A 12,997-nucleotide genomic window follows, 5' to 3' on the forward strand; every position below is an offset into this window, starting at 1 on the left:
CGAAGGCACCGCACTCGGCGACACTCGGCGCGCACTACGGAAACCGGGTGCACTCGGCGGCCGGGTGCCGGATCATGGCGGCATGCCTGCGAACCCGTACGACGCGCTGCCGATCCGGCTCAACGTCGACGACAGCGACTCCCCGTCCGATGTCGTCGACGCGCTGTTCCTCGGCCGCTTCGCGACGGGCGAGCAGCCGTACTCCCACGCGGCGAACATCGACCGCGTACGGTCCGGGGCGACGCTCCTCCCACCGGGCGCCCGCGTCCTGCGCAGCGCTCGCGACGACGACCGCAGCGCCACCCTGGCGGAGGGCGACGGCTGGACCCTCCTGGTCTCCCGCTGGAACCGGGGCGCCGACGTCACCGTGACGGCGACCACCCAGGAGCTGGCCGCGAAGATCCTCGACCAGGCGACGGACGGCGCGGCGGACGAGCCCGAACCCCAGCCGGAGAACGTGACGATGGGCTTCTGGTACGTGTCCCCGCGCCGGGGCCCGCACCGCACGACCCGCCAGATCTCGGCGGGCACGTGGGACGAGGTCCGCGCCAACTACACCGCGCCGGTGGCGGACGCGATGGACGGCCTGATGAAGACGACCCCGGAGGACATCGCGGGCCGCCTGCTGCTGCTCCACGGCCCGCCCGGCACCGGCAAGACGTCCGCGCTGCGCACGCTGGCCCGCTCCTGGCGGGACTGGTGCCAGGTGGACTGCGTACTGGACCCCGAGCGTCTCTTCTCCGACGTCGGCTATCTGATGGACATCGCGATCGGTGAGGAGGACGGCACGGGCAAGGGCCGCTGGCGTCTGCTCCTGCTGGAGGACTGCGACGAGTTGATCAGGGGTGAGGCGAAGCACACGGCGGGCCAGGCGCTGTCGCGGTTGCTGAACCTGACGGACGGCCTGCTCGGCCAGGGTCGCAACGTCCTGGTGGGCGTCACCACCAACGAGGACCTGGAACGCCTCCACCCGGCCGTCGTCCGCCCCGGCCGCTGCCTGGCCCGCATCGAGGTGGGCCCTCTGACCCGCCGAGAGGCGACAACCTGGCTGGGCACCGAGGAGGGAATCGCCCGCGAGGGCGCCACCCTGGCCGAGCTGTACGCCCTGCGCAGAGGCACAACTCCGACAACGGTCCCGGACCAGAGAGAGGGAGCGGACGCGGGCCTGTACTTGTAGAAGGCGGGGGGGCACTCGTCCCTCCTTCGGGGCGCGGACGCGAACCTGTGCCTGTGATCGCCGGGGGGCTCACAGGGGCGCGGAGAACTGCGCCACGTCGAACACCCCGGGAACCGCGGGCTTTCAGGGACGCGGGGAACTGCGCCGCGTTGCAGACCCCGGGAACCGCAGGCCTTCAGGGGCGCGGGGAACTGCGCGACAAGCCCCCACCGGGCCGGCAACCGAATAACCACCCCACTCACCCCTGATAAGCCGCCCGCAGGGCATCCTTCACCGCGGCCAGCGCAACCTCCTCCCCCAACCCCAACCGCCGAACCCGCTCCACATACTCCTGCGCAGCCAGCGCAGCGCCTCTCTCCGCCGCCGAGCCCGCGGCAGCGACATACGTTCCGTTACGCCCCCGCGTCTCGATCACCCCGTCCGACTCCAGCGCCCGATACGCCTTCGCGACCGTGTTCGGGGCGAGACCGAGCGACTCGGCAAGCCCTCGCACGGTGGGCAACCGGTACCCCACCGGCAGCGTCCCGGCCCGGGCCTGCTCGGAGATCTGGGCGCGCACCTGCTCGTAGGGCGGCGCGCTGTCGTCGATGCGGATCTTCAGGGTCACGCTGCGATTGTCCCGTACCGGCCAGAAAAAGGGAGGCACCCGCCGTGTCTCCCCGCGTAACGTCCGAGCTCATGACAGTGACCGTGCGAACCCTCCGCACCGAAGACCAGGCCGGCGTCGAAGCCTTCGCCCGCATCCGGCACATAGCGCTCCCCTTCCTCCTGTTCACGCCGGACAGCGTCGCGTACGACATCGCGCACGCCCACCCCGGCGCCCGCTTCCGGGCACTGATCGCCGAGGAGGACGGCGAGGTCCTCGGCACCGCCCAGACCGGAGTCGTCCACGACAGCCCGGAGCCCGGTCAGGGATACGTCAACGTGTATGTGCACCCGGAGCGCACCCGGCGGGGCGCCGGTTCGCTCCTCGTCAGCGCCGCCGAGCAGCACCTCGCCTCCGCAGGGGTGACGAAGTCCTTCTCCTGGGTGCTGGACGCCCCCGACAACCGCGCCTTCGCCGAACGCCACGGCTACCGCTCCAGCCGCAACGCGCACTTCCTCCGTCTGGACCTGGCGAACGGCAAGCTGCCCCCGCTCCAGGACCCCCCGCCCGGCGTCGAGATCCGCCCGGCCTCCGACTACGACGCCGACCCGCGCCCGCTGTTCGATCTGGACGCGGAGGCGTCGTCGGACGAACCGAGCGATGTCGACTACGAGTTCACGGACTACGAGGCCTGGCTCCGCCAGACCTGGCAGCACCCCCTGTTCAGCCCCGAGCTGACCTCGGTCGCGGTCGTCGACGGCCGCCCGGCCGCCTTCAGCGCGGCCCGTACCGACGGCGCCACCCGCTACGGCACCGTGATGACCGGCACCGCCCGCGACTTCCGCGGCCGAGGCCTCGCGAAGCTCGCCAAGAACGACTCCCTGCACCGCGCCCGCGCCGCCGGGTACACGGAGGCCCTGACCGGCAACGACGCCGGGAACGGCCCGATGATCGCGATCAACAACTGGTTCGGTTACGAGATCTGCGCGACGGAGGTGCGGTATGTCCGCGAACTCGCGTGAGGCCACAGCCCCGTCCACGTCCTCGGTGAACGTCGTCCTGGTCAAGGCCGGCCGTACGAAGATCAGTTACCTCGCCGAGCTGCTCCACGACGACGGCACACGCCTCGCCGTACGCGCCCCCTGGGCCGGGGACGGAGTCCGCGACTCGGCTTCGTCCGCTTCGCGCCCGGTGACGTGTTCACGGAGTACTACTGGCGGGACCGCTGGTACTCGGTGAAGGAGGTCCGTGACGCGACGGGCACGCTGAAGGGCTGGTACTGCGACATCGCCCGCCCGGCCAGGCTCGCCGGCACCGAACTGGTCGTCGAGGATCTCGACCTGGACCTGTGGCGCTCCGCCGACGGAACGGACGTACGACGGCTGGACGAGGACGAGTTCGAGGAGAGCGGTCTTGCCCGGTCCGACCCGCGGGCCGCGTCCGCCGCCGTGGCGGCCCTCGACGAGCTGGAGTCACTGGCGCGCGAGGGCGACTTCGAGGCACTGCTCGCCTGACTGTCCCGCGTGCTACGGCTGGGCCAGTACCGCGTACCGCTCGTCCTCGACCTCGCGGCCCCACAGCCGCGCGTCGCCGGACAGCCGCTCCACGCGGACGTCCGCAACGAGGGGTGCGAGCAGTGCGGTGAGCGTGTCGGCGGGTATGCCGACCGGGCTGACCGTCCCCCACACGCCCTCGACCAGCACCAGCCGCCCGCCGGTCCGGAGCAGCCCCCGCCAGTGGCGCAGCACGCGCGCGGGGTCGGGCAGCGTCCACAGGACGTGTCGTACGAGCACGACGTCGAAGCGCTCCTCCCCCACCGGCGGCGCCCCCGCGTCACCGACGAGGAACACCGCGGCGCGGCCGGCCAGCTTGCTCCGGGCATGCTCGACCATGGCCCCGGACGCGTCCACTCCGGTGACGCGGTGCCCCTGTTCGGACGCGAGGAGCGACAGGCTGCCGGTGCCGCAGCCCAGGTCGAGGACATCGGCCGGGCGGTCCGGCAGCCAGGCCAGCAGCCGGGCCGCCCAGGCCTCGCGCACGAGCGGATCGCGCAGGCCGTGGTCGGGCTCGTCATCGAAGGTGGCCGCCACTGCGTCCCAGTCGGTGTCGGTCATGGGGCCAAGAGTGACACCCACCACTGACAATCGAATCGTGACGGCCGCCACTGACAGACCGGCGCCGATAAGTCACCCTCCCGGAAATGGTCTATCTCCGCGAAAACGCGGAACCCGGTGGACCGAAGGAGGCAGCCATGCGCCGCGTAACCGTGCAGAAGCCCCTGAAGAAGTCCGACACCCGCCGGGTGCGGGAAGAGGCCGACGAACGCACCACCGAGCGTCCCGAGATCCGCAAGGACATCGCGCGCACCTGGTGGCCGGACGGCTGAGGTCGGCCGCCTGCCGAAAACCGTCGGACCGACGTCATGCGGTGGCGGTGGTGGACACACACGCGCGTGCCCTGTGCGTCGTCGCCTACCTGAGCGCAGCCCGAACCCTTCCTTAAGCCGACCATAAGGATCTCCCTCACCCGCCTCCAGCAGGCGATTCGGCGGTTTCCTGGGGCTAGTTTGCTGAGCGCCCCCGATCGACCGTTGCGAGGAGATCCCGCATGCCCGCTCGCCGCCGCACGGCCGCCGCGCCCCTCACCGTCACCGTCCTCGGTGTCGCCATGGTCGCCCTGAGTACCGCGCCCGCGTCCGCGCACGGCTCCCTGGGCGACCCGGTCAGCAGGGTCGCCCAGTGTTACGCGGAGGGCCCCGAGAGCCCCTCGTCGCCCGCGTGCCGGGCGGCGGTCTCGGCAGGCGGTACGCAGGCGCTCTACGACTGGAACGGCATCCGCATCGGTGACGCGGGCGGCCGGCACCGGGCGCTGATCCCGGACGGTGAGCTGTGCAGTGCGGGCAACGAGGAGTTCAGGGGCCTCGACCTGGCCCGCGCCGACTGGCCGGCGACCGGCGTGCGCGGCGGCCCGTACACCTTCAGGTACCGCGTGACCGCCCCGCACAAGGGCACCTTCGGGGTGTATCTCACCAAGGCGGGCTACGACCCGGCCGAGCCCTTGTCCTGGGCCGATCTGGACCTCGAACACCCGGTGGCGACGGCGACGGATCCGGTCGCGGCGGGCGGCTTCTACACGTTCTCCGGCACCCTGCCGCAACGTTCCGGCAGACAGCTCCTGTACGCGATCTGGCAGCGCTCGGACAGCCCGGAGGCGTTCTACTCGTGCTCCGACGTGACGTTCGGCGCGGATACGGGGGCGGGAGCGGGCGAAGGGGCGGAGGAAGACACCGGGGAAGGCGCGGGCAGCGGTGCGTCGAGCAGCGCCTCCGCCTCCGCACCCTCCGACGAACAGATCGAGGACGGTGCCGACGAGTCGACGGTCGGACATGGAGGTCATGAAGAGCACGGGGAGGCGGTGGCCGGCACGTCTGCCACCCCGTCCGCCGGTCCGTCCACCGGCACTCCACTCGCGCAGCCCAAGGCAGCGGGCGCCGCGGTGAACCTCGCGGAGACCGGCGGCGCTGCCGGCACCCCGTACCTCGCGGTGGGCGGCGCGGGCGCCCTGGCGCTGGGTTCCGCCGCCCTGTTCCTCTCGGTCCGCCGACGCACGGTGGGCGACGGCGGACAACACGGCCGCTGACCTGCCTGTCACTCCCCACTCCGTTCGCCGGGGCCCGGCCGGCGGCTCAGGCCGGCCGGGCCCCGGCGGACGATCCCCGACCGGGGTCAGCCGACCACCGACAGACAGGTGGTGGCGGTGGCGTGCGCCGGATCGAGGGCGTTCGTCACCTCGTGGAACGCGATCCGGTCGAGCAGCCCGAGGGCGGCGTGTTCTGAGAGGTCCAGCGGGCACAGGTCCTGGATCAGGACGTTGCGTACGTCGGAGCCGCTCAGGAACTGGCTCCGGTACGGCGTGACCACCTCGTCGTACCGGGTCGCGAGGACCGTGTAGCGGACGCCCGGGACGGTGTCTCCGCCCGCGTTGAGTCTGGTGAGGAAGGCGGACCCGGCCACCTGCTGGGCGAGGGCGGGGGTGGCCGTGGTGAGCAGGTCGTCGGCCCCGGGGAAGTACTTCAGCAGGTGGGTGAGGCCGTTCAGGGTGGTGCCGTGGTTGCTGGGGGCGATACCGACGAAGGTGTGCACCTCGGCGGCGCCGCCGAGGAACTTGAGGTAGTAGCGGGGCATCAGGCCGCCCTGCGAGTGGCCGACGAGGTCGGTCTCGGCGGCACCGGTCGCGGCGAGCACCTTGTCGACGAAGGCGGCGAGCTGCTCGGCCGACTTGTCGATGGGGCCGAGGCCGTAGAAGAGGGGTACGCCGGGCAGTTGGCCGTAGTCGAGCGAGAAGACGCAGTAGCCGCGGTTCACCAGGTACGGCGCGAGGGCGAGCCAGTTGTCCACTCCGTTGGCGAAGGTGCCGTGGACCAGGACGACGGGGCGGGGATGGGCGGCGGACGGCTTGCAGGAGTAGTCGTTCCAGCCTCTGTTGGCGGCGGACGCGGATTGCGTCTCGGCCTGTGTTTCGGCCTGTGCGGTGGCGACGGGCACGGCGGTGGCCACAGCGGCCAGCAGCAGTGCGGCGAGAGGTCTGAGTGCGCGTTTCCAGGGCAGCATCGAGTGATCTCCTTGCGGCTCAAGGGAGTTGCGACGGCTCTACGCCCTGTGATCCGGATCACTGGATGTTGTTCACCCGTCAAGTTACGGGCGAGTAGTTCAACCGGGAAGTTACGCGTCGGTAAAAACTTCCTGTGACAGCCGAGGCTGTGATAGTGGGCCACCCTCATCGACCCCGCCTCGGTCGGCGGCGACTCCGCCCCGCACAGGATTCGACCTCACGCGCCCCCTACGCGCGGGCGGCGTCCTCCGGGTGCGGGGCGAGGGCGGCCGGGCGTACGGTCTCCGGCCCGAAGCGCCGCCGGGCACGGTCCGCGGCGGATTCGGCGGCGCGGGCGCGGGCGTCGCCGGGATCCAGGGAGAGCTGACGGTAGGAGCCGTCGGCCGGCACCAGGGCGTCGACGCGGATCACGAAGGCGCGGACTCTCGCCCGCTGCAGTCCAAGGGCGGTCAGCAGACCCAGCGCGGCCGAGGCGAGGGCGGGTGAGTGGTTGGTGGGTTCCGGCAGCGCGCGTGTACGGGTGGTGGAGCTGCGGTCGGCGTACCGCACGGTGAGGCTGAGCCGGCCGGCGGTCCGCCGTTCGCCACGCAGGCGCCCGCCGAGTCGGTCGGCGAGCCCCAGCACCGCCCGGTGCTGCTGCGCCGGGTCCAGACAGTCACGGGCCAGCACCAGGTCGGCGACCAGATGCGCCGCCGGTTCCGAAGGGGTGACCGGACGGGGATCGTGGCCCCGGGCGCGCTCGGCCAGCAGCCGGGCGGGGCCCGCGCCGAGAAGTCGCTGCAGGGTCCCCGCCGGCAGGTCGACGACCTGACCGATGGTGTGCAGGCCGTACCTGCCGAGCAGTTCCGTCGTGGTGCGGCCGATCCCGGGCAGTGCGGTGACCGGCCGTGGGCCCAGCCAGTCGGCGGCCTGTGCGGCGGGCACCCAGGTGGTCTCGCCCGGCGCGGAGGCGTCGGCCGCCATCGCCGCCATCATGCGGTTGCCCGCGAGCCCGGCGCTGCAGTCGATGCCGTACAGACCCTTGAGTCTGAGCATCACCATCTGGACGACGTCGTAGGGGGACCTGTCGAAGTAGCGGAGCGCCGAGGTCAGGTCGAGCTGGACGGCGTTCGGCAGGACGGCCTGGACGTGCGGCGTGATGTCAGACATCAGTTCGATCACGGTGGCACGGCGGGCCTCGGTCAGTGCGGCATGGAGGTGGAGGTGGGCGATGTGCCGCTGCCGGGGGGTCGTCCCGTTCATCCCGCGCTCCCCGGGCTGGTGTAGCCGAACTTCTTCAGGTCGGCCGAGCGGGTGCCGGCGGGCTGGAGGTCGGCGTACGGGTGCAGCCGGGCGCCGGTGGTGCCGTTGGCCAGGGTCCGCCGCGGCTGGGCGGGCGTCGGGTGCGGGCGGCTCTCGCCGAGGAGGGCGAGGGCGGCCTCGGGGCCGTTGTCGCGGCGGGCGGCGGCGATCTCGTCCAGGTCCCAGGCCATGGATCCGACGACGGTACGGCGGGTGCCGCGCACCTGGACCGTGCCGCGCACCAGCAGCAGCCCGCTGTGGAAGACGGTGTACGCGCACGCCGGATGCGAGTCCTCGAAGAAGGCCAGGTCGACCAGGCCGGAACCGTCCTCCAGCGTCACGAAGATGACCCGCTTGCCGCTGGCGATCGGCGGGGTCTGGGTGGAGGCCCGTACGCCAGCGACGAGGACCTGCTGCCCCGCCCGCAGTCCGGCCAAGTGGGTCGCGTCGGTCGCGCCGATCTCGCGCAGGAGACGGTGGTGGTGCTCCATGAGGTGCCTTGAGACGTCGATGCCGAGGGTGTTCAGCTCGGCACTGAGGGCTTCGCGCCCGGTCATCTCGGGCAACCCGCTCGGCTCAACTCCCCCAACAGCCCCTGCATCAATGGGCAGTTGGCCCTCGTGTGCGGAACGGTCACGGGACTGCCGGTGCAACTCGGCGATCTGGAGCAGCAGATCGCGCCGGGTGAGGCGTCCGTCGTGCAGGCAGTTCAGGGCGCCGATCTCGGCGAGACGTTCGGCGACCGGTCTGCTGGGCCGGCCCCGCTGCCAGAGGTCCGACAGCGATCCGTACGGCTGCCCCTCCTCGATCCGGGCGCACTCCTCCTCGCCGATGCCGTGCACCCCGGACAGCGCGAGCCGCACACCCCAGCGCTCTCCGTCGGCCTTCTCCACGGTGTGCCTCACCCGGGAGCGGTTGATGTCGACGGGGAGCACCTGCACGCCGCCCCGGCGGGCGTCGGCGACGAGGACGCGCTTGGGCCACATACCGGGGTCGTGTTCGAGCAGACCGGCCAGCAGGAACGCCGGATAGTGCGCCTTGAGCCAGGCACTCTGCAGTGCCGGTACGGCGAAGGCGACCGCGTGAGCGCGGCAGAAGCCGTAGGCGCCGAAGGCCTCGACGGTCCGCCAGACCTCGTCCCGGACGGCCGCGCTGTAGCCCCGCGCGCGTGCCAGGCCGTGGAACCACTCCTTGATCGCGGGCAGTCGGTCCTTGTCGCCGAGTGCCCTTCGGGCGATCTCGGCGAGGGCCAGGTCGCAGCCGGTCATCACATGCAGCGTCTCGATGATCTGCTCGTGCCAGATGGTCACGCCGTAGGTGTCGGCGAGCACCGGCTCCAGGTCCGGGTGGGCGTACGCCGGTGTGCCGCCGTGCCGGGCGGCGATGTACCGCTCGGGCATGCCGCCCGCGACCGGGCCGGGGCGGAAGAGGCTGATGTCGGCGATGACGTCCTGCGGATCGCGCGGCTGCAGTCTCGACAGAAGATCCTGCTGGCCTGGTGACTCCAACTGGAACAGGCCCAGGGTCCGGCTCTCCTGGATGAGCTTGAACGCGAAGACGTCGTCGAGCGGGACCTGCCGGGGGTCGTCGAGGTCGATGTGGTTGCCTGTGGTGCGTTCGATCTCGGTGACGGCGTGGGCCATCGCGGACTGCATACGGACGCCCAGGACGTCGAGCTTGATGTTGCCCAGCGCCTCGATCTCCTCCTTCGCGGCCATGGCCATGGGGTAGTCGCCCTGTGGTGTGGGCTGTACCGGCAACCTGTCCAGGAGGGTGGCGTCGCTGATGACCACGCCACAGGGGTGCATGGCCATGCCGTGGACCAGCGAGTCGAGACCTTCCGCCAGTTCCCACAGCGGTCCGAACCGGTGTGCCTCGGCGGCCAGTTGACGCAGTTCGGGCAGTTCGGCGAGGGCGCCGGTGATGTCGGAGGCGCGCAGGTGCGGAAAGCTCTTGGCGATCCGGTCGACGTCCGCCGGGGCGATACCGAGAGCGAGGCCGGCATCCCTGAGCGCCCTGCGCGCCCGGTAGGTCTCGGGCATCGCGGTGACCGCCACCCGCTCCTTGCCGAACCGTTCGAAGATCGTGTCGTAGCACTCCAGGCGTCGGGCGGACTCCACGTCGATGTCGATGTCGGGCAGGCTCCTGCGCCGCTCGCTGAGGAAGCGTTCGAACAGCAGCCGGTGGTCGAGCGGGTTCGCGGTGGCGATGTCCAGGGCGTGGCAGACCAGCGAGCCGGCGCCCGAACCACGGGCCGCGACCCGGATGCCCCTGGCCCGGATGTCGGCGACGACCTGGCCGACGGCGAGGAAGTACGAGGCGTAGTCCAGCGCGGAGATCACCTTGAGCTCTTCGGTCAGCCGGTCGAGCGCCTCCCGGTCGCGGTCGAGGCCACGCCGGGCCAGGCCCTCCTCGCACCGCCGGCGCAGCAGTTGTGCGGCTCCGTCCGCTCGATGCGTTCGGTGCTCGGCGCCGAAGAGCGAGGGTTCCGGGAAGTGCCGGGTGCCGAGCCCGAGGTCCGACACCGGGTCGAGGTGGCACTCGGCCGCCGTGTCCGCGGTGTCCGCCATCAGCCGGCGGGCCCTTGGGACGTCCGCTCCGGCGCACTCGGCGACCATCCGCGCGACGACCGCCATTCCTCGCTCGCCCTTGAGCCACCGCTGCCCTCCGTCCAGGTGGCGCCGGTCGATGGGCCGCAGCAGGCGCGCGGCGTCCAGGACGTCGGCGAGGCGGTGCTGGTCCGGGTCGGCGTAGCGGACGGCGTTGGTGAGGACGACGGGGGTACGGGTGCGGTCGGCCAGGGCGAGAGTACGGGCGGCCAGGCGCAGGGACCCGGGACCCGTGCCGAAACGTTTCTGCGCAACGGCTTCCATCCGGACCCCTCCCCCGAAGACCTCCTTCCACGGCGCCAGCAACCGCGCCGCGACATCCTCCCGGCCCACCGCCAGCGCCCGCACCGGCTCCGAGAGCGGGCCGAGCAGCACGGTCAGACCGGGGCCGCCGTACTCACGCAGCGCCTCCCACGGCACCACCACCGGCGCCGCGCCGGACGCCGTACCGACATGCGCGGCCGAGGTGATCCGGCACAGCCGCGCCCACCCCGCCCGGTCCTGCGCGAGCAGCGTGAACCGCAGCGGCGGCTCGACCACATGGGCGCCGCCGCGCACCGGGGTACGGCGCCGCCGGTCCGGGGGCGGCGGCGCGAGGGCGGCCACCGCCAGGTCGACGCCGAAGACCGGCCGGACCCTTTCCTTCGCACAGGCCCGGGCGAACCGTACGGCGCCGGTGACCGTGTCCCGGTCGGTGAGGGCCAGCGCCCCCATGCCGTGCTCGGCGGCCCGCCGGACGAGCTGCTCGGGGTGGGATGCGCCGTACCGGGCGGAGTAACCGGACGCGACGTGCAGATGGGCGAAGCCCGTCATGCCGCACCTCCATCACTCCACCCCTTTTCGGCCATCTAATCGATCACCAGTTCGATGGAAAATCCATAGTGATTCGCACTTCCGTTCGATTGATTCGTTCACTCTAGCCCCATCGGCCCCGGTCAGCGACCTGATCAAGGACGACTGCGAACCGTCAAAGGCCGTCGGCGCCTTCGCCAACCCCCTCCGTACGGCCTCGCGAACGGCGAAATCCCGCCCCCGGGAACCAGGGGCGGGACCGCCCCGGACCGATCGGCCCGGGAAAGGGATGACGCGTGGAAGGAGAGGCCTCAGCCGATCTCCGTACCGGTGGCCGACAGCGCCTCCGTGACCGGCTGGAAGAAGGTCTCCCCGCCCGAGCCGCAGTCGCCGCTGCCGCCGGAGGTGAGGCCGATCGCACTGCTGCCCGAGAAGAGTGAGCCGCCGCTGTCACCGGGCTCGGCGCAGACGTCGGTCTGGATGAGCCCGTTGACGATGTCGCCGTTGCCGTAGTTCACGGTCGCGTTCAGACCGGTGACCGTGCCGGAGTGCACCTGGGTCGTGGAGCCGCTGCGGGTCACCGACTGGCCGACGGTGGCGGAGGCGGCGCCGGTGATCCGCTGGGAGCTGCCGTTGTAGAGGTTGACCTGGCTCGGGTGGGCGACGTCGGCCGTGTACTTGACCAGGCCGTAGTCGTTGCCGGGGAAGCTGGACGACTCGTTTTGGCCGATCACACCGGACGAGTCGGACCACGTCGAGATCGACTCGGTGCAGTGACCGGCGGTCAGGAAGTACGGTTCGCCGCCCTTGACCACGTTGAAGCCGAGCGAACAGCGGCTGCCGCCGCCGGTGATCGCGTCGCCGCCGGCGATGAAGGGCCTGAACTCCCCCTTCGTACGCTGGAGTTCGGCAGTGCCGCCGAGGCCCTCGACAACCTTGGTGAGCTTGGTCCACTCGGCCGCGGAGACCGTGCGGTCGGCGGTGACGACGACCTTGCTGACCGTCGGGTCGACCGCCCACGAGGTGCCGGGGATGGTCGCGTCCCGCTTCAGGGTCGTACGGGCGCCGTCGAGTTCGGCGACGGAGTGCTCGACGATCCGGGCCCGGGCGCCGGCCGACTCGACCGTCCGGGCCGCCGCCTCGTCGAGGACGTTGACGACGAGGTTCTTCGTCTTCGCGTCGTAGTACGTTCCCGCGAGATCGGAGCCGAGGTCCCTGTCGAGCGTCGAGGCGATCTTTCCGGCCGCCAGGATCGAAAGGGCCTTGGGTTCGGGGGCCTTGTCGACCTCACTCGCGTTCGCACTCTGGAAGGTCACTCCAGCGGCGACGAGTGCGGTGACACCCGCACCCACCATGGCGGCACGGCGCCCGGACATGCGTCGGTGCTTCAACTTGCATCCTCCTGTGGGGGGCGGCAGGGAGGTTGTGGGGACCTCCCTGCCGGTTGAACGCCTCCCACTATTCCGAGGCACTCAGCGAACACACAAGGTCGACTTCCGGACGCGCGTAGACAAACGAGAACACACCCTCATCCGCAGCCTCACCTTGACTGTCCACGGTCATCTCACAGTTACTTCACAAGAATTCGCACTGCAAACACTACGCGTGAGTAATAAGTGGGCGGACCGTAAGGTCTAGTCCTGTCTTGAATTCGCCCCTCCGGGGCTCACATCCAACAGGGACGCGGCGGACGGCAGTTGCTCCCGCACCGATTGCTCGGACTCCTCCGCCCGCTCGGATCGCTCGGCGATCTCCGGCCGCGCCCCGTCCCGCGGCGCCCGCGCCACCTGCGCAGGCCCCGCCGAGGGCACTACCGACTGTGCCGCCGAGGGGGCGACCGGCTCTCGCGCCGCTGGTGCGGCCGGCGGCCCGGCGGGCTGCTGGGCCCGTTCGAGGAAGCGGAGGAGTTCCACCGGGAAGGGCAGGACGAGGGTGGAGTTC

Annotated in this window: 10 protein-coding genes and 2 pseudogenes; 5 read left to right on the forward strand and 7 right to left on the reverse strand. The window is 71.4% G+C overall.

The features are described 5' to 3' along the window. Positions 1-82: 82 nt before the first annotated feature. Entirely contained in the window at positions 83-1,177 is a 1,095-nt protein-coding gene (locus tag IEY89_RS07490; RefSeq protein ID WP_189146468.1) for a DUF5925 domain-containing protein, read from the forward strand. 238 nt (positions 1,178-1,415) lie between these two features. Here the strand turns inward: IEY89_RS07490 and IEY89_RS07495 are convergent, their stop codons facing one another. After that, on the reverse strand, positions 1,416-1,784 hold the full coding sequence (locus tag IEY89_RS07495) for a GntR family transcriptional regulator (protein WP_189146469.1): 369 nt from the start codon (positions 1,782-1,784) through the stop codon (positions 1,416-1,418). A gap of 71 nt (positions 1,785-1,855) precedes the next feature. Between IEY89_RS07495 and IEY89_RS07500 the strand changes: the two genes are divergently transcribed. Next, positions 1,856-2,785, forward strand: a complete 930-nt coding sequence (locus IEY89_RS07500) for a GNAT family N-acetyltransferase (protein ID WP_189146470.1) — start codon at positions 1,856-1,858, stop codon at positions 2,783-2,785. Continuing rightward, a pseudogene (locus IEY89_RS07505) lies at positions 2,766-3,277 on the forward strand (ribonuclease FAU-1 family protein). Before IEY89_RS07500 ends, IEY89_RS07505 begins: the two are co-directional and overlap by 20 nt. A gap of 12 nt (positions 3,278-3,289) precedes the next feature. Here the strand turns inward: IEY89_RS07505 and IEY89_RS07510 are convergent. After that, positions 3,290-3,877: a class I SAM-dependent methyltransferase gene (locus IEY89_RS07510; RefSeq protein ID WP_189146471.1), complete on the reverse strand. Its 588-nt coding sequence runs from the start codon at positions 3,875-3,877 to the stop codon at positions 3,290-3,292. A 137-nt stretch (positions 3,878-4,014) separates the two neighbouring features. Here IEY89_RS07510 and IEY89_RS41485 point away from each other — a divergent pair, with 137 nt between their 5' ends. Both IEY89_RS41485 and IEY89_RS07515 read left to right on the forward strand, forming a co-directional pair. After that, positions 4,015-4,149, forward strand: coding sequence for a hypothetical protein (locus IEY89_RS41485; protein WP_268240723.1), 135 nt, complete (start codon positions 4,015-4,017; stop codon positions 4,147-4,149). Positions 4,150-4,370: 221 nt separating this feature from the next. Then, positions 4,371-5,402, forward strand: a complete 1,032-nt coding sequence (locus IEY89_RS07515; protein WP_189146472.1) for a lytic polysaccharide monooxygenase auxiliary activity family 9 protein — start codon at positions 4,371-4,373, stop codon at positions 5,400-5,402. Positions 5,403-5,488: 86 nt separating this feature from the next. Here IEY89_RS07515 and IEY89_RS07520 read toward each other — a convergent pair whose 3' ends face one another. The 5 genes and pseudogenes from IEY89_RS07520 to IEY89_RS40455 form a co-directional block, all read right to left on the reverse strand. Next, the gene (locus IEY89_RS07520; protein WP_189146473.1) at positions 5,489-6,373 is read right to left on the reverse strand and encodes an esterase/lipase family protein; all 885 of its coding nucleotides are present in this window, start codon (positions 6,371-6,373) and stop codon (positions 5,489-5,491) included. A gap of 229 nt (positions 6,374-6,602) precedes the next feature. Then, positions 6,603-7,616 (reverse strand): DNA polymerase Y family protein, encoded by a 1,014-nt coding sequence (locus tag IEY89_RS07525; protein WP_189146474.1) that lies wholly within the window; start codon positions 7,614-7,616, stop codon positions 6,603-6,605. Next, positions 7,613-11,077, reverse strand: coding sequence for a DNA polymerase III subunit alpha (locus tag IEY89_RS07530; RefSeq protein WP_189146475.1), 3,465 nt, complete (start codon positions 11,075-11,077; stop codon positions 7,613-7,615). Before IEY89_RS07530 ends, IEY89_RS07525 begins: the two co-directional genes overlap by 4 nt. A 290-nt stretch (positions 11,078-11,367) precedes the next feature. Then, entirely contained in the window at positions 11,368-12,447 is a 1,080-nt protein-coding gene (locus IEY89_RS07535; protein WP_229695082.1) for a S1 family peptidase, read from the reverse strand. Between the two features lie 243 nt (positions 12,448-12,690). Continuing rightward, a pseudogene (locus tag IEY89_RS40455) lies at positions 12,691-12,997 on the reverse strand (slipin family protein); the annotation flags it as partial.

The organism is Streptomyces lacrimifluminis (genome assembly GCF_014646095.1).
Classification (GTDB): domain Bacteria; phylum Actinomycetota; class Actinomycetes; order Streptomycetales; family Streptomycetaceae; genus Streptomyces; species Streptomyces lacrimifluminis.